This is a genomic window from Capnocytophaga leadbetteri, assembly GCF_003054025.1.
In the GTDB taxonomy this organism is placed as follows: Bacteria; Bacteroidota; Bacteroidia; order Flavobacteriales; family Flavobacteriaceae; genus Capnocytophaga; species Capnocytophaga leadbetteri.
The window spans coordinates 46,608-65,943 of the sequence record NZ_QBKG01000010.1 but is presented as its reverse complement, the minus strand read 5'-3'; the positions used below and the strand labels follow the sequence as shown (position 1 = coordinate 65,943).

14 protein-coding genes and 1 pseudogene are annotated in these 19,336 nt (G+C 37.8%); 3 read left to right on the top strand and 12 right to left on the bottom strand.

The window, feature by feature from the left end; genetic code table 11:
- The 3 genes and pseudogenes from C8P65_RS08740 to C8P65_RS08730 form a co-directional block, all read left to right on the top strand.
- Positions 1 to 307, top strand: a pseudogene (locus C8P65_RS08740) (hypothetical protein); the annotation flags it as partial.
- A 362-nt stretch (positions 308 to 669) separates the two neighbouring features.
- Positions 670 to 2,043 (top strand): ATP-binding protein, encoded by a 1,374-nt coding sequence (locus C8P65_RS08735; RefSeq protein ID WP_107782472.1) that lies wholly within the window; start codon positions 670 to 672, stop codon positions 2,041 to 2,043.
- Positions 2,044 to 2,073: 30 nt separating this feature from the next.
- Positions 2,074 to 2,688, top strand: coding sequence for a DUF4230 domain-containing protein (locus C8P65_RS08730; RefSeq protein ID WP_107782471.1), 615 nt, complete (start codon positions 2,074 to 2,076; stop codon positions 2,686 to 2,688).
- 78 nt (positions 2,689 to 2,766) lie between these two features.
- On the opposite strand, the gene C8P65_RS08725 is transcribed toward C8P65_RS08730, so the two are convergent.
- From C8P65_RS08725 to C8P65_RS08670, 12 genes are all read right to left on the bottom strand, one after another.
- Positions 2,767 to 5,943 carry an efflux RND transporter permease subunit gene (locus C8P65_RS08725; RefSeq protein WP_107782470.1) on the bottom strand — a complete coding sequence of 1,059 codons (3,177 nt, stop codon included), beginning with the start codon at positions 5,941 to 5,943 and terminating at the stop codon, positions 2,767 to 2,769.
- Positions 5,944 to 6,093: 150 nt separating this feature from the next.
- Positions 6,094 to 7,548 carry an aminoacyl-histidine dipeptidase gene (locus C8P65_RS08720; RefSeq protein ID WP_107782469.1) on the bottom strand — a complete coding sequence of 485 codons (1,455 nt, stop codon included), beginning with the start codon at positions 7,546 to 7,548 and terminating at the stop codon, positions 6,094 to 6,096.
- 61 nt (positions 7,549 to 7,609) lie between these two features.
- Positions 7,610 to 9,829: a patatin-like phospholipase family protein gene (locus C8P65_RS08715; RefSeq protein WP_107782468.1), complete on the bottom strand. Its 2,220-nt coding sequence runs from the start codon at positions 9,827 to 9,829 to the stop codon at positions 7,610 to 7,612.
- Positions 9,830 to 9,909: 80 nt separating this feature from the next.
- Positions 9,910 to 10,503 (bottom strand): hypothetical protein, encoded by a 594-nt coding sequence (locus C8P65_RS08710; RefSeq protein ID WP_107782467.1) that lies wholly within the window; start codon positions 10,501 to 10,503, stop codon positions 9,910 to 9,912.
- A complete protein-coding gene (locus tag C8P65_RS08705; RefSeq protein WP_245887373.1) occupies positions 10,479 to 11,582 on the bottom strand; it encodes a methylmalonyl-CoA mutase family protein in 1,104 nt (367 codons plus the stop codon). The genes C8P65_RS08710 and C8P65_RS08705 overlap by 25 nt, the downstream gene beginning before the upstream one ends.
- Positions 11,579 to 12,853 carry an NAD(P)/FAD-dependent oxidoreductase gene (locus tag C8P65_RS08700; protein WP_107782466.1) on the bottom strand — a complete coding sequence of 425 codons (1,275 nt, stop codon included), beginning with the start codon at positions 12,851 to 12,853 and terminating at the stop codon, positions 11,579 to 11,581. The genes C8P65_RS08705 and C8P65_RS08700 overlap by 4 nt, the downstream gene beginning before the upstream one ends.
- 48 nt (positions 12,854 to 12,901) lie before the next feature.
- Positions 12,902 to 15,286, bottom strand: coding sequence for an efflux RND transporter permease subunit (locus tag C8P65_RS08695; RefSeq protein WP_107782465.1), 2,385 nt, complete (start codon positions 15,284 to 15,286; stop codon positions 12,902 to 12,904).
- 77 nt (positions 15,287 to 15,363) lie between these two features.
- Positions 15,364 to 16,332, bottom strand: a complete 969-nt coding sequence (locus tag C8P65_RS08690; RefSeq protein WP_107782464.1) for a polyprenyl synthetase family protein — start codon at positions 16,330 to 16,332, stop codon at positions 15,364 to 15,366.
- Between the two features lie 12 nt (positions 16,333 to 16,344).
- Complete coding sequence (locus C8P65_RS08685) at positions 16,345 to 16,866, bottom strand: NUDIX hydrolase (RefSeq protein WP_107782463.1); 522 nt, start codon at positions 16,864 to 16,866, stop codon at positions 16,345 to 16,347.
- Positions 16,850 to 17,770: a tRNA (adenosine(37)-N6)-dimethylallyltransferase MiaA gene (miaA, locus tag C8P65_RS08680; protein WP_107782462.1), complete on the bottom strand. Its 921-nt coding sequence runs from the start codon at positions 17,768 to 17,770 to the stop codon at positions 16,850 to 16,852. Before miaA ends, C8P65_RS08685 begins: the two co-directional genes overlap by 17 nt.
- Entirely contained in the window at positions 17,743 to 18,666 is a 924-nt protein-coding gene (locus tag C8P65_RS08675) for an ion transporter (RefSeq protein WP_107782461.1), read from the bottom strand. The genes miaA and C8P65_RS08675 overlap by 28 nt, the downstream gene beginning before the upstream one ends.
- Before the next feature lie 3 nt (positions 18,667 to 18,669).
- On the bottom strand, positions 18,670 to 19,326 hold the full coding sequence (locus C8P65_RS08670) for an alpha/beta hydrolase (RefSeq protein WP_107782460.1): 657 nt from the start codon (positions 19,324 to 19,326) through the stop codon (positions 18,670 to 18,672).
- Positions 19,327 to 19,336 lie beyond the last annotated feature (10 nt).

The following is a 19,336-nucleotide window of genomic DNA, read 5'->3' as shown; positions in this document are numbered from 1 at the left end:
GTTTGAAAAGTACAACATCAAAAAAGCAAATGATACTGCCGAAGATTTTGTTGTTCAAGATAATCTATTGTACTTTTATCTTGCTGAACAACTAAAATTTGGTATTTTAGACATCAATACCAAGGAAATTATCTATATTTCAGAGCCTATTGCAGTAGTGGAAAGAGATGATAGTTTTACCCAGCTTAAAGATTTAAAAGTCTCAGAAAATAAGGTGTATATCTTAGATAGTAATAATACGTTGCATATTTTTGAAAGAGAGAAATTGAATTTTGAATTGGGGGGAATTCTGAATTTTGAATTTTGAATTGATGGGCGTACGAGCGATTGTGGAAGCAATGGGGTTCGAGCCGCACAAGCGATTGTGAGAGCTATGGGAGCAATGGGTGTCATATCCTGAAATAGGTTTACTTTTTATAAGGCTTATCTTATAAGTATTATGAGATTGATATTTTCGGTGACAATAAAAAAGAACTGTTTTTAGTAGAAGAAAAACTTTTAGTAGGTAATTTGTGCTTTGGAACTTTTTCAGAAAAAGCAGATTATTTCTTTGGATTTTTGCGAAAATAAGCAGATTATTTCTTTGGATTTTTGCAAAAAGTGGCAATTTATTTCTTTGGATAATTTTATTTTTGTATCTTTGCAGCCTGATATATAACTATTTACAAAATGTATTACCCAAGGTTAATAGACAACTATCTAAAAGAATGGGCTTTGCGCCCTGATCGCAAGCCGTTGTTGCTAAGAGGAGCACGGCAAGTGGGCAAATCAACAGCTGTAAGACAATTGGGCAAACAGTTTGAGAATTTCGTAGAAATAAACTTAGAAAAACAACCTTCCTTTATACAATTTTTTCAGGGTGACCTTGATGTAAAGCGTATAGTACCTCAACTTTCGGCTATGGTGGGGAAACCTATAGTAGCGGGGCAAACACTACTTTTTATAGATGAGATACAAGCCTCTGCCGAGGCTATTATGGCGTTGCGTTTTTTTAAAGAAGATATGCCCGATTTGCACGTAATAGCAGCAGGCTCTCTCTTAGAATTTGCTCTTGAAACGCTGCCTACCTTTGGGGTAGGGCGTATTCACTCTATGTTTGTATACCCAATGACTTTTGATGAATTTCTCACCGCTTGTGGCGAACAATTGCTATTAGAGGCGCGCAATAATGCTACTGCCAAAACACCTTTGGCACTTCCTTTGTATGAGAGGTTAGTGGGGTTATTTCGCTCTTATATGTTGGTAGGCGGTATGCCTGAAGTAGTGGCTAAATGGGTAGAAACTCGCGATTATTTGGCTTGCCAAGAAGTGCAAGATGATATTGTGCTCACTTATCAAGATGATTTCCCTAAATACCGAAAGAGAGTAGACCCCACCTTACTTAGGCTTACTTTGCAAAGTGTAGCTCTACAAATAGGCAATAAGTTTGTCTATTCGCAAGTAAGCGGAGGGTATAGTACCAATGAGGTGAAAAAAGCGTTGGAAATGCTTAGTTTAGCAGGGATAATTACCCCTGTAATGCATACTAATGCTAACGGACTTCCATTAGGGAGTGAAGCAGACCTTACTTATAGGAAAATGCTATTGCTTGACAGTGGATTGTTACTTCGATGGCTTAATATGTCGGGTGATACATCGGAGCTCACAGCCCAAATACTTACTCACTCTGCCACTGACTTGGTAAATAAAGGGGTGCTTACTGAGATGATAGCGGGGCTTGAATTGCTGCGCTACCGCACCCCTAATATGCGACACGAGCTATTTTATTGGGTACGCAAAGCAAAAAACGCACAAGCTGAAGTAGATTATTTGGCTACCTATCAATCGGAAGTATTGCCCATAGAAGTAAAAGCAGGTACCCAAGGGGGTATGAAGAGTTTATGGCAGTTTATGCGTGAAAAGAAGCTAAAAAATGCTATAAGAGCCTCATTAGAGAATTTTGACGTGTTTACCTATACAGATACTGAAGAAGAAGCAATACGTACCGTTTGGGTATGTCCGTTATTTGCTTTATCACAAATTAATAAGGTAATAGTAGATTAAAATATAGCTGATTTAACAAATATAAAAACAATGAAGAGATTTTTATTAGGAATGATTACGGCAGCGGTAGTGCTGTTAGTAGTTTATTTTTTCAAAGAGAAAAAAGAAGAAGAAGCGCGTTTGGAGGCTGATTCAGCACTTATACAAACGCAAATAGCCAATGTAAGCAAGTTGGTAGTAACGGAAGGGCACTTCACTGAAGTCCTTTCATACGTAGATACTCAAAAATACTTTATGGATTGGTTTTCGTTTGACAAGCGCATCTTAACCATCGTAAATGCTGATGTAACAGTAGGCTATGACCTACATAAGATAGTTTTTGAAGTAAATGAGGAACAGCGAAAAGTGATTATAAAATCATTGCCAGAAGCTGAGGTAAAGATTTATCCTAAAATGAAGTATTACGACATCACGCAAAGCCAAATAAACCCTTTTAAAGCAGAAGATGTACCCAAAATAGAGAAAAAAGTAAATGAAGTACTCGAAAAGAAAATAGCTGCTTCTAACCTAAAGAACAATGCTCAAGACCGACTTATCGCTGAACTTTCTACTCTTATTTTTGCTACTCGTGCCGTAGGTTGGACTTTAGAATATAACAATACTCCTATAGACAACGAGGAAATGATTAGCAAATTTGTCGATTAGCCGATTTGTCAATTAGTAATAAACAAATTAGCCAATTAGTAATTTTCACATTTACTAATTGGCTAATTTGCTAATTATTTATATTTCGTGTTCACCTTTTATTTCTCTGTGCTCATAGTCGGCAATCATTAGCTTTTCATAATCTACTTTAGTTTCTTTGCCAAAGCGCTTGCTTATATTGTCGAAAATCAAATACACCAAAGGGACAATGATAAGCGTAAGGAAGAGAGATGAGAGAAGTCCGCCGATAATTACAATCGCTAAAGCGTTATTAATCTCAGCTCCTGCGCTACTAGCAATTGCCAATGGTATCATACCTGCTACCATCGCAATAGTAGTCATCAGGATAGGGCGTAAACGGGCGTGGTTTGCTTGTATTAATGCGGTTACTGTATCTTCTCCTTCCTGCTTGCGGTGGTTGGCAAAATCCACTAGCATAATCGCGTTTTTAGCCACCAACCCAATGAGCATTATCATACCCAAAAGCGTAAAGATATTGAGCGACATATTGGCTAAGGCTAAAGCTATCAGAGCGCCAATAAATGATAGAGGTATAGAGAATAACACTACAAACGGACGTGAGAAACTGTCGTACAGCACTACCATCACCATATATACTAATAAGATAGCCGCAAATAGTGATACGAATATAGTACCAAATCCTTCGTCTTGCATCTCTTGGTCACCAGAGAAAGTGAAATGTACATTAGCTGGTTTCTGTAGGGTTTCGAGTTTTGTTTTCCATTCTGATACTACGGTACCTGTAGGGCGACCTACGGTTTGTGCTTGTACTGTTACTGAAGGCGACTTATCATAACGCTCTAACTGAGTAGGACCTGATGCATAATTGATAGTAGCAAATTGCGAGAGTTTTATCTGTTGACCCATAGCGTTGATAAAGGTCATATTTTCTATATCATCTATTGATTGACGATTACCCTCTTGGAATAGTATGTTGATATCATATTCAGAATCGCCGGTACGGAATTTACTATCATCATTACCATTAAACGCAGTACGCATAGTAGTACCTACCGTAGCTACATTTAGCCCTAATAGGGTCATCTTGTCGCGGTCTAACTCCACGTTTATTTCAGGGTTACCCGCTTCTGAAGTAAGTTTTATTTCCGTAGCTCCGTCAATAGTTTTAAGCAATCCGGCAGCCTTTTCAGCATACTGTTGGGCAGCTTCTACATTATCAGAAGTAACTACCAAAGCAATAGGCGCTTGTTCAGCTCCCATCATTCCGACAGGCACTGTCTTCACTTTAGCATCTACCAAATACTGACTGAGTTCTCGTTTTAGCTTAGCGGCTATCACGTTAGTTGATTCGCTACGTTCTTTCTTATCTATAAGGGTAAGCTGTATTTCTGACTTATAAGCGGTAGCTTGTGTGCTTCCCATACCGCTGGTAGACTGTCCTACAGTAGTAATCATACTTTCTACCAAAGGTTTATTGGTACCCTTTACTTTTAGATTGCGTAGGTAATTTTCAGCTTTTTGTGTTATAAAGTTAGTCTGCTCTAAGGAAGCATCTTTATTGAGTTCAAACTGTACTAAAAACTTCCCTCTATCCATATTAGGCATAAATTCAGCCCCTATAAAGCCTGTAGGAATAAGAGAACAAGAGCCTATAAAGAGGAAGAATACCAAAATAATCGTTTTCCATTTGTTAGCAAATACCCATACTAATAAGTCAGAGAAAAACTGCGTAAAACGTTTGAGATAACTCTCAAAACCTATAGCTATCTTTCCTAATACCGAATTAGGATTGGCGTGCTCTAACTTACCAACACGTGAGTATAACCAAGGCACTACTGTAAACGACATTAGCAACGAAAGCATCGTAGCAATAGCCACCGTCATACAGAACTCGCGGACAATATTCACTACTATAGAGTTACCGATAGAAATAGGAACGAATACCACCACAATCACCAAAGTAATCGCCATAACTGTTAGTACGATTTCTTTTGAACCATCGAAGGCTGCGCGGACTTTGTTCTTGCCCATTTCCATATGGCGGTGTATGTTCTCAAGCACTACAATAGCATCATCAACCAAGATACCTACCACCAACGAAAGGGCTACTAAGCTCATCAGGTTGAGGGTAAAACCGAAGAAATACATACCTATAAAGGCAGCAATAAGTGAGGTAGGGATAGACACCATTACGATAAGAGCGTTGCGCAAACTGTGCAAGAAGAAGAACATCACAACAGCCACCAAGACAATAGCTAAGACTAGGTCGAACATCACTGAATTGGCAGCGTGTAGGGTAAACTCACTAGTATCTTCTGCCAATAACATTTTTACGCCTTCATTTTTATAAGTCTGCTCTATTTGTTCCATTTTCTTGCGTACCAACTCGCTTACCGATACCGCATTGGCATCAGTCTGTTTAAGCACTTGCAACAAGAGCGTATTTTCTTGGTCTATACGTGCTATTTTTTCAGCTTCTTCTTCTGTATCTTGTACATCGGCAACATCTGAAAGTCGTATCTCTACTCCATTTTGCGAAGCTAAGGTAAGATTACGCAACTGCTCTACATCTTGAATTTTACCTAACAAACGTATAGAGGTACTATTTTCACGGGTTTTAATTTTGCCCGCAGGAATTTCCATATTAGAAGCTGCAATAAGCTGTTGTACTTGTCCTATAGAAAGTCCATAACCTTCTAATTTTTTAGCGTCTACATTCACACGTATTTCGCGCTTACGCCCCCCGATGATATTCACTTGTGCAACCCCTGGCACTCGTGATAGCTCAGGTTGTATCTTCTTATCTACTAAATCGTAAAGCTCTTGAGAAGAGAGTTTAGAAGTTACCCCAATAGAAACGATAGGCAAATCAGAAAGAGAGAATTTGCTAAGTGAAGGTTCTTTAGCATCGGTAGGCAAATTAGCTCGGATAGCGTTAATCTTTCGCTGTGCCTCATTGAGGGTATTATCTACATTGGCATCATTGGTAAGCTGTACTACCACCACTGAAAGACTTTCATACGAATACGACTGTATCTTCTTGATATTCTCTAAGGCAGATACCCCATCTTCAATCTTTTTAGTAACTGTACTCTCAATTTCAGAAGGTGAGGCACCAGGATAAATAGTAGAGATAGTTACCACATTCACTTCAAACTTAGGGATAAGTTCGTAGTTCAATAGTTTATAAGAATAAAAGCCTCCTAATAATAATAAGGAAAGCATTACAATCAGCACACTAGGGCGCTTGATAGAAAGTTTAATTAAGTCCATTTGTTATTCTTTGTAAATCGGGTGCAAAGGTAGCATAAAAAACTTAATAAACAAAAAAAGTTTCCTAATATCAAAATAAAAAACTGCTTGAGAAGCTATAAGTATATTACTTCTCAGGCAGTTATTTTTAGATAAAAATCTTACAACCAATTATTTAGCAGGGATATTCTTCAGTATTGATAATAAGAATTTCCAGAATTTCTGTACTGATGCTATATTTACTCTTTCAGCAGGTGAGTGCGCTCCTTTAATAGTAGGACCGAAACTTACCATTTCCATAGTAGGATAGTTAGTACCAAGTATACCACATTCTAAACCTGCGTGGCACGCTATTACTTGTGGAGTTTCGCCAAAAAGGGTTTCGTATTGCTCTTTTACTATTTTGAGTATCTCAGCATCTACTTTAGGTTCCCAACCAGGGTAGCTACCTGTATACTCAACTTCAAAACCTGCTAACTCAAATGCGGCTCTAATGGTATCTGCTAAGTCATATTTAGAAGTCTCTGAAGCCGAACGAGTGAGGCAGTAAACATTTATCTCGCCATTCTTTAGCTCAACTCTTGCTATGTTATTGCTTGTTTCCACAAGATCTGCAATACTTTGACTCATCTTATACACCCCATTGAAGGCTGCATAAATAGCTCTTAGCACATCTTCTTGTTCTTCTATTTCCATTACTCTTTCAGGTAGAGCTGTAGGTGAAAGCAATACATTAAGAGTCGGTTCAGTAACTGCATATTCGTATTGTAAATCGCGAGTAAGTTGTGCTATTTCTTTCTCGAAGGCTTCTTTTTCGTTTTTATCTACAGTGATAATCGCTACACTCTCTCGCGGGATAGCATTCCTAAGCCCACCGCCATTTATCTCTGCTATATGTAGGTCAAACTTCTGTGAACAAATAAATAACAATCTGTTCATCGATTTATTAGCATTGGCATAGCCTTTGTGAATGTCCATACCACTATGCCCTCCGTGTAGTCCTTTCACTGATAAAGTATAAGCTACAGCTTCTGTAGGAGTAGGTATAGTATCATACTCTCTGAAGGCTGATACATCAACCCCACCTGCGCATCCTATATCTATCTCGTCATCTTCTTCAGTATCTAAGTTCAGCAAGTAAGCTCCTGACAGTAAGCCTCCTTTCAGACCTTTAGCGCCAGTCATACCTGTTTCCTCATCAATAGTAAAAAGAGCTTCTATAGCAGGGTGCGCAATATCTTTACTTTGCAAGATAGCCATAATGCTCGCTACGCCTATACCATTATCTGCTCCTAAGGTAGTACCATCTGCCCGTACCCAATCGCCATCTACTAACATTTTGATACCCTCTGTACTAAAGTCAAATACAGTATCATTATTTTTTTGGTGCACCATATCAAGGTGCGATTGTAGCACTACTGTTTTGCGTTTTTCCATACCTGCTGAAGCAGGTTTTTTAATGATGACATTACCTGTTTCGTCCTGATAAGTATCAAGACCTAAACTTTTACCAAAAGCCATCATAAAAGCGATGACTTTCTCTTCTTTCTTCGAGGGGCGTGGCACTGCGTTCAAACTCGCAAAGTTCGCCCACAATTGTTTTGGTTCTAACTCTGTTATTTTCATTACATTTGGTATTAATTATTTTTTTAAATCTTATCCTTATTCACTACACATACAACTCGTACTAAAACCAATAACCTATATTAAATAACCATACGGCTTGCTTCACTTCGGGCGAATAAGTACATTTTAGTTCCACAGGCCCTAAGAAACTATCAATACTGTAGCCTATACCATAGCCCGAATAATTGGGATATTTATGCCATTGGAAACTCTCAAATAGGTTATTATCTACTTTAGCTAAATTAGCTAATAACAATATGTGTTGTTTTTTAAAAGGCTCTATATCTACTACAAACTCTGATTTTAGATAATTCTTAGCTCCAAAACTCAAAAAGTCATAACCATAAAAAGATGAATAGTTACCAAAGACATTCTTGTTATTCCCTCCTAAGAAGAAGTCAAGCGAATACACATTAGTACCTCCTATAGTTACCCCTCCTTCTAAATTAACCCGAGCTGCTGTTTTATAAAAAAGCGGAAAGGCAAATGATAACTCTGTCTTGCCTGTAGTAAATTTGTTAAAATTAGGCATATCTGAAGCAAAAGCATACAAATTGAATTGTGAACTAAAATATACACCACGAATAGGGAAGAATGTATTATCTAAGCTATCATACTTTATATAAGAGTAAAGACTGCCAAAATGGGTATTTTCAGCATAAGAAACTACAGTACTCAACCCATATACTTGCTCAGCATCAAATCGTATTTTGCGGTGCTCTGCCCCTAAGCCAAAAACAAAACCATTCCCCAATAATGTTTGCAAATACACCTGATTTACAAGGTCGTATGCTTCTACGTCCATACGGTTTAATTCAGAGCCTTCTATACGATAATTAGAGAGTCTATGTGCGTTTAGTTTACGTTCAAACTGCATAAACCTTGAGCGAACCCCATAGCTAATATAAAAACCTTTATCTACAAAATAATCAAATTGATAACGACTATTATCGCCTACTATAAGATCTAAAGATAAGAAATCACTACTTTGTAAGAAGTAATTACGGGTATAATTCATTAAAAAGCCCGTTTTTAACAAATTGTCATAATGTACGCCAAATTTTAGATAGGTGCGCTGAGGGCTTTCTTTTATAAAGAAATCTATGTATTCTCCCTGATCAGTATGTCTAAGTTGGTGACTAACAGAATGAAAGTTGTTAGTAGCCATTAGGTTATCTAATCCATCGTTTAACTCATCGAATGAAATCTTGCGGTCTAAATACTTCAGATGCATCTTACCGCGTAAGTAACTTCTCGAAAAGTGGTCATTGCCGTGAAAGTGTACTTCTTTCAGATAAAAAGAATCTATTTTTTGTATAGGTTCGCGTTTCTCTTCGTGTTTTTGATGGGCTGCTATTTCTTTTAAACGCGGGAAGAAAAGTGAGGCTGCTATTCGTCCATTATTGATAATTTCTTCTCCTTTATCAAAAGAAATAATATTAAAGCCGTCTATATTAGGCTTTATATAAATATCCGTCTCCTTTATTTTTCTGGGCATATTATCCGTCATCGGAAAAGTTGTTATCTGTGAAAAAATACTCAACACCGAATTTATTTCCTCACGTTTTGCTAACGGACTTTGCACATCTACCCCTATAATAATATCTACTCCTTTTTTCTTTATCTCATCTACAGGGTAATTATCCGCTATTCCCCCGTCTGTGAGTAGCTTACCATCTATTTCTACCAAATCAAACAATGAAGGAAAAGAACCACTAGCTTTAATAGCTTGTGGCAAAAATCCGTTTTCGAGCACTACTCCCTTCCCTGTCTCTATATCAGTAGCTACACAAAGAAAAGGAATAGGTAACTGCGAAAAATCATATATTTCATTTACAGGGTAAAGTAGCTTTACAAACTCATTATAAATACTTTGTCCTTTAGATACTGCACGAGGCAAACCTACTTTGAAGTTATTGAAAGGCAATGCCACCGCATATCGGTCGTAAAGATACCGCTCGTGAAGTGATTTCGAACGGCGTGATATTTTGTCTTGCAAAAGTTTATCAAAGTCTAAACTCCTAAAAATAGAGTCTAACTCATTAGCCGAATAGCCTGAGGCATACATAGCGCCTACCATTGCCCCCATACTAGTACCTCCTATGTAGTCTATGCGTATGCCTGCTTCCTCTAATACCTTTAGCACTCCTATATGTGCCAAACCTTTAGCCCCTCCCCCACTGAGTACCAAGCCTACTTTTAGGTCTTGCTTTACAGCAGGTTCTTGCGCTGATAGAAGGCTGCAAATCATACAAAATATGACAAAAAGATATAATTTCATTTAGTTATGAAGGCTTAAATTTGCTACAAAGATACAAAAGGTAATGGTAAATACAAAGAAATAATGTTTTTTTTTCAATACTAAAGTATCGTCTTGCTTATTAAGCTATTGGCTATCAACCAATCATTAGTGGGGGTCGGCTGATAGGTGTCACTGACTAAATCATCAGCTTGTGCAGCAAGAGCATAAAGTTCTTCTGAAATATTATGAACCCAGCAAGTGATAGGTATTTTTATTTCTTTCTGTTGAAGAATTCCTAAATGCGCCGAAATAGCTCTTAGGCTGCGTAGTTGTGCCATACTCTCAAATACATCTTGCTGAAAGTGCAATAATATACGCCATTGGTCACTAAAAGTAAAATGGGTGTATAACAGCTGCTGAGCTTCCTTTTCTAATAATGTTTCTGCTGCAAGATAAATATATTGTATATCAGCAAGTTTCACTATAGTAGGCAATAGATGCATATCACTGACAACAATTGATTTACAAGGCAGTGAAGCTAACTCAAAAGCCTCTATATCAGTAAAAAGCACTTCATTAGCTGCGGTTTCTATTTCCTTATTTGCGGCCCATACTACGATGCGCAAGAAAGGCGTATGTCGTAAATGCCCCATAGCGTGATAACCGCGCTCATAAGGAGGAAATCCTGCTATTGATTCGTCTTTTTCTGCCATTGTTGTCTTTGTTTTATCTCAAATGGTTCCCACAAGCGCTTAGGCATAAGGGTTCCTCTGTCAGCACTTTTCTTACTAAATGGATAAAGTTCCCATTCTTCTTTCTGATACCATTCTATCTTTCCTCTATTAGCCTCTAAAAAAGCTTCACATTGCTTATCAAAACGCTTTTGTGCTTCGTGAGCCTTAGCTATTATCCACTTTTGTAATATACACTGCTGCTTCATCATTTGTATTCCCCCTTCTTTTTCTATATAGCTAATAAAGCTCTGTGCCTTTTTGTACATCTCATAACTGAGTGCCTCAACAGCATATAGGTCATTTAGCAAAGAGGCTTTGCGTGTGGAACAAAGGGAACTAATGAGTGCTATTTGTGTCTTTTCACTATTTAAGTTGCTCTTCTTAAAGAAAAGGGGATTTTTAGGCAGTAGATAGTCGCTCCCCCCTAATATAGCCGCCTCGTATGCCAACTGCACATATTGCTCATTATGAAGCGTTTTCAGTAGTGATAATCCCCTATTTGACACTTCACTTATCAGTTGAAAAGTATGAGTAGGAAAAGTCTCATTCAGTAGCCAGCGAAGGGCTCTCAGCTTGGCTATTTCCAGCAGAAAAGCCTCACTTATAGCCATTTTCACACAGATAGAAGGCAATATTGTTGGCTGTTCTTTCAGCTCAGCTATTGTCAAAGCTATCTGTTGTGCCATCGTAGCACCTGCATTTTGGTAAAGTGTTGTATCTATCACTTCATCAGCAAATACAAATAGTGAGGTAGTAGGCAACCAACTCCTAACTTCTTCTTTTTTCAATTGTCTGTGCAGAGTAAGCAAGAAAAAACCTATATTTTTAGCTTGCCAAAAAGCGATACGCTTTAGGGTCTGCTCTTTATCCGACACAAATAAAGATATTGCAGCTTGCGTATCTGTAGTTATGTTAAAACTCCTTTTCACATTCTCAGCGGTATAGAAAGGCAATATGCTTATTTCTTCCTCTGTGGTGTAAATCAAGCTCTGATAGTCTTCTCCTTGTAGCTCATATTGTATTTGTTGTTTCCATCGTTTGGCTGCTGTGGGTATCATCCTTTTGCTTTTTCATTAGGGCGTAGCACCATTCGGTACGACTGGTCTTTGCTTATGTAGTAGCCTATCCAGTTGTATAGGGCTCTCATTTTATTGCGGAAATTCACAAGCGACATTATATGTATAAATGCCCAAATGGCCCACGCAAAAAATCCCTTTATAAATATATGCTTAGGTAGGTCTGCTACTGCTTGATTGCGTCCTATGATGGCCATAGAGCCTTTATCTACATAGCTAAAAGGCTGTGGATTTCTAAAGTCATTATTAAAATTTTTCCCTAAGTTAGCAGCTTGCTGTATTGCTACTTGTGCTAACTGAGGGTGTCCTTCTGGGTAGTTAGGATCTGTGGTCATAATCGAGGCATCTCCAATAGCATAGATATTATCAAATCCTTCCATTTTGTTATAAGCATCAGTTTTCATGCGCTTACCCCTTCCTAAGTAGGTTTTATCATCTATCCCTTTAAAAGTTTTAGCTGATACACCTGCCGCCCATATCAAGTTGCGTGCTTCCAAAGTAGTGCCATCTGATAAGTGTACCTCATCATTGATAAAGTTTGATACAAAAACACCCAATTTTAGCTTTACACCCTTTTTCAATAAACTTTTTTCAGTATATTCTTGCGCTTTTTTCGACATTGGTGCAAGCACTGTTTTTTGTCCGTCTATCAGATAAATATCGCCTAAATCATCATAGGTAAGCTCAGGATAGTCTTTGCGCATAATATTTTGCTTCATTTCCGCAAAAATTCCTGATAACTCTACTCCTGTAGGCCCTGCCCCTGCTATGGCGAATGATAGCAATTTACGGCGCTGTTCTTTATCTTGCGTACGGGTAGCACGTTCTAATCGGGTATAAACTAAGTTTCTGAGCATCAGTGCATCGCCCACTGTTTTCATTGGCATTGCTTTCTCTTCTACTTCTTTATTACCAAAAAAGTTTGATTCTGCTCCCGTAGCCATTACTAAAATATCGTACGAAAGTTCTCCATTGCTTAGTATAAGTTTGTTTTCTGCAGGTATTACTTCTTGCAGAGAAGCCATTCTGAAGCGTGCATTCTTATATTTGCGCAACAAACGGCGAAAAGGATAAGATATAGATGATGGCTCCATAAAGCCTGCTGCTAATTGGTATAAAAGAGGTGGAAAGAAGTTATAGTTGTTCATATCCACCAAGGTAATATGATATTTACCTAAGCGGTTTAACTCTTTTACAAGCTCCAACCCTGCAAAACCACCCCCTACTATTACGATATGTTTTTTATTTTCCACAATGATTATTTCTATTTTTTACTACTAATTTGCTAATTGACAAATTGACTAATTTTCTTCTTCTTTTGGGAAGATCTCTATTTGAGGTTCTTTAAAAGTTTCTTTATTTGAAATATGTCGCTCTAATGATAGTAATAAGCTCGGTAAAAGCAACAAGTTCGTCATCATAGCGAAGAGTAATGTAGCCGAGATAAGCCCTCCTAACGCTTTAGTGCCTCCAAAGCTAGAAAGCAAAAATACAGAGAAACCAGAAAGCAATACAATAGAAGTGTAGAACATACTCACACCTGTCTCCCTCAAAGCTGCATACACCGATTTGCTTATCTTCCAGTTGCGTGCTACAAGTTCCATTCGGTATTTAGCTAAGAAATGTATAGTATCATCTACCGAAATACCAAAGGCTATACTAAAAACTAATATAGTAGAAGGTTTAAGAGGTATACCCAAGTAGCCCATTAACCCTGCTGTGATAAGCAGTGGCAAAAGGTTAGGTATAAGCGAAATGATAATCATCTTCACTGAACGAAACATATAGGCCATTATAAGTGCGATAAGCACTATTGCCAAGGCAAGCGACCAAATTAGGTTGGTTGCCAAATAGCTCGTCCCTTTAGTAAACAAATAGGCTTTACCTGTTATTTTTAGCTCATATTTATCGCTGGGGAAAAGTTTTTGGGCTTTAGCATAGATATTCTCTTCTATCTGTTTGCATTTCTCAGTACCTATATCTTTCATAAAAGTAGTAATACGCGCCGTTTGGGCAGTACTATCTACATAGGCTGATAGCATACTCGCATTGCCTTTTGAATTTTTAATGTATGAAAGAATAAAATTCTGTTCCTGCGTAGTGGGCAGACTGTAGTATTTCGGATTACCATTGTAGTATGCCTGTTTAGCATACTTCACCAAATTCACTACTGATAGGGGCTTCGAAATCTCTGGTATCTCTTCTATATGCGCACAAAGCTCATCTATGCGTTTTAAGGTGGCAAGTTTGGTTACTCCGTTCTTTTGTTTAGTATCTACGGTTATTTCTAAAGGCATAATACCCCCGAAATTCTTCTCAAAATAACTTATATCATCAAAGAATGCCGCCGATTTAGGCATATCCTCTATCAAGCTACCCGATATTTTTATCTTATAAATACCTATAATACTGAGTATCAAGAGTACCAAAGCAGTGGTAAAAACAGCTATACGATGATGTTTTACGGTATTTTCAATAAATTTTATAAGCCCTCCTATCCAGTTGCGAGACAAATGGCGCAAGTGTTTTTCTTTAGGAATGCTCATATAACTATAGATAATAGGTATCAGCAGTAGTGAAATCAGAAATATAGAAAGCACATTAATAGAGGCTATAATACCAAACTGTTTCAGCAAAGTACTTTCTGTAAAAATAAAGGTAGCAAAACCGATAGCTGTAGTCAGATTTGTCAATAATGTAACATTGCCTACATTCCTAATCACTCTAATAAGCGATTTAGCTTGGTTGCCGTGTTTGCTAATTTCTTGTTGATATTTATTGATGAGGAATACGCAGTTGGGTATTCCTATCACTATCACCAAGGGTGGTATAAGCCCCGTAAGTATAGTGATTTCGTAGTCAAATAGCCCCAGAAAACCAAATACCCACATCACTGCTATCGACACCACTCCCATAGAGATAAACATCGCCCTAAAGGAACGGAAGAAAAAGAAGAATATAAGAGAGGTAGAAATTAGGGCAGCTGCTATAAAAAGCCCTATCTCATCCATTATATTTTGGGCACTTAGGGTGCGTATATATGGCATCCCTGAGGTGTGTACCTTTAGTCCTGTGCGTTGCTCAAATTTTTCAACTATCGGAATAAAGTCATTAAGAATGAAGTCTTTACGTGCTTTGGTATTTACAATTTTCTTGTTCATATACACCGCTGTCTGCAGTGTTTTGCTCTTAGCATTATAAATAAGTCTTTCGTAAAATGGCAGTTTTTCTATAAGTACTTGTCTTATGCTGTCTGCCTGTACTTGGTTTTTAACCTCTCCTTCTATAAGTTTATGAGTTACCAAGCGTTGTTGAGCAGTATCTTTAACTAATATAGGCAGATTGTTAATCGAAATAACTGCATCTATCTGCTTGTGTTTCTTAAGTTCATTACTGAGTTGTATCCACTCATTTAATATCTTTGGAGTATAAATTTTATCATCATCAATAGCCAATAATATCAAATTGCCTTCCTCTCCAAATTTAGATAGGAATCGCTTGTACTCCACATTCACAGGGTGGTCATCAGGCAACATGTTCGCTTCAGTAAATGTAAAGCGAATGTTTTTCCACTGTAATGCCAAAAAACCTGTAATTAAGGCTATTATGATTAAAAATGTGATTCTATTTCGCAATATTAAGCCAGCTACTGCATTCCAAAAGCTCGCTTTTACCCATTTAAACATTTATATTTTCACTTTAAATATTAGAGTGCAAAAGTACGAAATAATAAATAATTAACAAGAGAATATCTCACATTTTTTTATACCTTTCTATTCATCAATTCTAAAGCGAACTGCTTCAGATAAGCGCGGTTTTCATCACTTATAGTTATGTGCTCCAATAAGTTAAGAGCTTCATCAGTAGTGCGTGTTATCTCGTCTCTCACAGCCTCAGCAGCTCCTGTTTGCCTAAATAGTTGGGTCACTATAGCTATTTTTTCATCATTTTCTTCTGAGGTGGTATATTGTGCTATCAATGTGTTGCGTTGTGCCTCATCAGCTAAGGCTAAAGCTTTTAGATAGAGTATTGTTTTTTTATTTTCAAGTATATCTCCTCCTATTTTTTTACCAAAATCCTCATCACCAAAAGTATCTAAATAATCATCTTGCAGCTGAAAAGCAAGCCCTATAGTCACCCCAAAATCATATATAAGGCGCTGATTTTCGATAGAAGCTCCTGCTATAATAGCTCCCATCTGCAAAGCAGCTCCTACTAATACCGCTGTTTTATAACGTATCATTTGCAGGTATTGGGGTATACTCACTTGGGTTTGGGTCTCAAAATCCATATCCCATTGCTGCCCTTCACATACTTCTAAAGCTGTTTTAGAAAATAGTTTAGCGAGAGCTGCAAAGGTGTCTGGAGGATAACTTTCTAATAGACGGTAAGCACAAATCAGCATCGCATCGCCTGAGAGTATAGCTATATTGCTATTCCATTTTTGGTGTACAGTAGCCTTTCCTCTCCTCAGAGAAGCATTGTCCATTATATCATCGTGTACAAGCGAAAAATTGTGAAACACTTCTACCGCAGCAGCTGCCGGAAGTGCTTTGAGGTAATCGCTTCCAAAGAGGTCTGCTGCTATAAGTGTCAGTACAGGGCGCAAACGTTTTCCGCCTAATTGCAATATATAATCTATAGGTTCGTATAGATTTCGCGGTTCTTTTACAGCTATTGAAGTTTTCAGATGAGCTAAAAATTCTTCCCTATAATGATTGATACTGTTCATTTCTCGTCCTTTTTAAAGTTCTCCTACTTTTAGTTGTTGAATAACGGTTCTCACCGACACAAAACCTATCTGTTCTTCAGGTATTTCATTTAGTGGAAACCATTGCAGAGCTTTAATCTCATCAGGTGCCACTATACGCACTTGATCTCCAGCCAATCGGCATTCAAAAAATATATCCATTGTGCGGTAAGGCACTTCTTTATATAAATAATTATTAGGAAAAGTAGTAATAAAGCGCAATTGCGAAGGACTTATTTGCATTCCCATCTCTTCCAACACTTCCCGACAAGCAGCTTCTTGTGCAGTTTCATTAGGGTCTATAAAACCACCAGGTAAGTCTAATTTCCCTTTATCAGGCTCCATATTTCGTACTGTAAAAAGTACTTTATCCTCATACCTAAATACTACCGCAACAGCTGCAGCTATATTATGAAAGTAGGTAAACCCACAATCGTGACATAAAAATCGCACATTATTCGGGAATTCTGTATTTGTAGAAGTACAGTTAGGGCAATGCTTAAATATTTTTTCCATTGTATATTGTCTTTTTGATAATTTCTTCTATAGGAGTCTGGTAGTCAAACCATTGTATTCTCTCATCTCTATTAAACCACGTGTACTGACGCTTAGCAAAACGGCGTGTATTTTTCTTTATCTCTTCTATAGCAAATAGTAGAGAATGCTTTCCTTCCCAAAAATCAAATAGCTCTCGGTAACCTACTGTCTGTAGGGCATTCAAGTGTTTGTAAGGCAATAACTGCTGCGTCTCTATCAGCAGTCCTTCTGCTAACATTTGCTCTACCCTATCGTTTATTCGCTGATATACTATTTCTTTGTCAGCTGTTAGCCCTATCTGAAGAGTTTCAAAATCCCGACACACATTTTTCTGTTGCAAAAAAGATGAATAAGGCTTTCCGGTAGCTATACACACCTCCAAAGCACGTATCATACGGTGCGGATTTTGAGTATCTACCTTTGCGTAATGCTGTGGGTCTAATTCTTTTAACTGAGTCTGTAGTACCTCAATACCCTCTGACTGATACGCAGCGTTAAGCGTTTCTCTTATATGCTCATCTACTGTCGGAAAGTCATCTAATCCATCTATTACAGCCTTCACATACAAGCCGCTACCCCCGACCATCACTACCACCTCGTGTGTTTCAAAAAGGTTATGGAGAAGGGTAAGGGTATCTCGCTCAAAATCTCCTACCGAATAAGGCTCAAAAATACTCTTATGCTGAATAAAATGATGTTCAACCTGTGCTTGTTCTTCAGCTGTAGGCACTGCTGTACCTATTCGCATTTCTCTAAAAAACTGACGCGAGTCGCACGAAATAATTTCTGTGCCGAAATGCTGAGCTAAAGCTATAGCTAAGCGGGTTTTACCTATGGCAGTAGGTCCTACTATTGTCAGAAGTAATCGTTTTTTTCGGGACATTTGTCTATCTGTTTTTTTAATGGAGCTCCACAAGATGAACAGTAATTAGCTCCCTCTAAATGGCTCGAATTATTACATTGGTGGCAAATAACTTTTTCAGTATGCTTATCTGCTAAAAGTTCTTTTTGCTGACGGCACTGCTCTTCCTTTAGTATATTAGCTCTTGATACACTAGTATATTCTGCAGTCACTATACCCGTAGGCACAGCTATAATGCCATAACCCAATATCATTACTAACGAAGCTATCATTTGCCCCAAAGTAGTTGCAGGGCTTATATCACCATAACCTACCGTGGTAAGAGTTACTATACACCAGTAAATACTGCGTGGAATGCTAGTAAATCCGCTGTGTTCATTCTCTACCACATACATCAGCGAACCCAACAATATAGATATCACTGACACAAAATAGATAAAAACAATAATCTTCTTCCTGCTAGCACGAAGTGCCATTTTTAACTCTTCCCCTTGATTCATAAAGCTCACCAAATCTAATATCCTAAAAAGACGTAGTAATCTAAGGGCACGTACTACCGAAATAGCTTTAGTACTTGGGGTTATAAAAGATAAGTACATAGGCAAAATAGCTATCAAGTCTATAATGCCATACATACTGAATATGTAGCGATAAGGCTTTTTATTGCTAATAATACGCAATATATACTCCATTGTAAAGAATATTGTTATCACCCACTCCATAAATACTAATAATCCATGCAGTCGGTGGTCTATTCCTTTTACAGTTTCGAGCATTACCATCACTACACTTATAAAGATAAGTGCTAATAGTATAAGGTCAAAAAGCTTACCTAAGCGTGTGTTAGTACCATAAATAATAACATACGCTTTACGCTTAAAAAGCTCATACTTTTCCTTAAATTCTTTTTTATCCATAAATTACTGTTGGGTAAGCCACTCACGGAAAGAATAGAAATTTTGTGGCGAAACACCGTGCCCCACAGGGAACTCTTCATAACGGCACTTCACACCTATGCTATCAAGTATTACAGGGGTTTGTCGTGCCCATTCTACCGGAATTACTTGGTCACTTGAGCCGTGCGATATATAGAAATGAGTCATAGAGTGTTCTCTCTCATAACCTTCTTTTATAATATCTTTGTTCAGGTACCCACTTAAGGCTATTACATTGCGTATTTTTTTAGGATACGAAAGGGCTACCGCCATACTCAATATACTCCCCTGACTAAATCCTAATAGGGTAACATTGCGTGCATCTAAGTCATACACACGGCAGGCCTCTTCTATTGCTTGCATTATCAAATCTCTTGACTCTATTGCCTGCTGAGTATCACTCCAATTATTCTGATCTGCGTCAAAATTTATCATATACCAAGCATACCCAAAACTTGCTAAGTGATACGGAGCTCTAAACGAAATAATAGTGTATTCAGGTGGCAGTGCATTAGCAAACGAAAAAAGATCCTCTTCATTACTGCCATAACCGTGCAACATAAATATTACCGGAGAGCGTTTTATCTTTATCTGGGGTTCGCGAATGATGTATTCTAACGGAAGTTTCTTATTAGTGTCCATAACTACTATT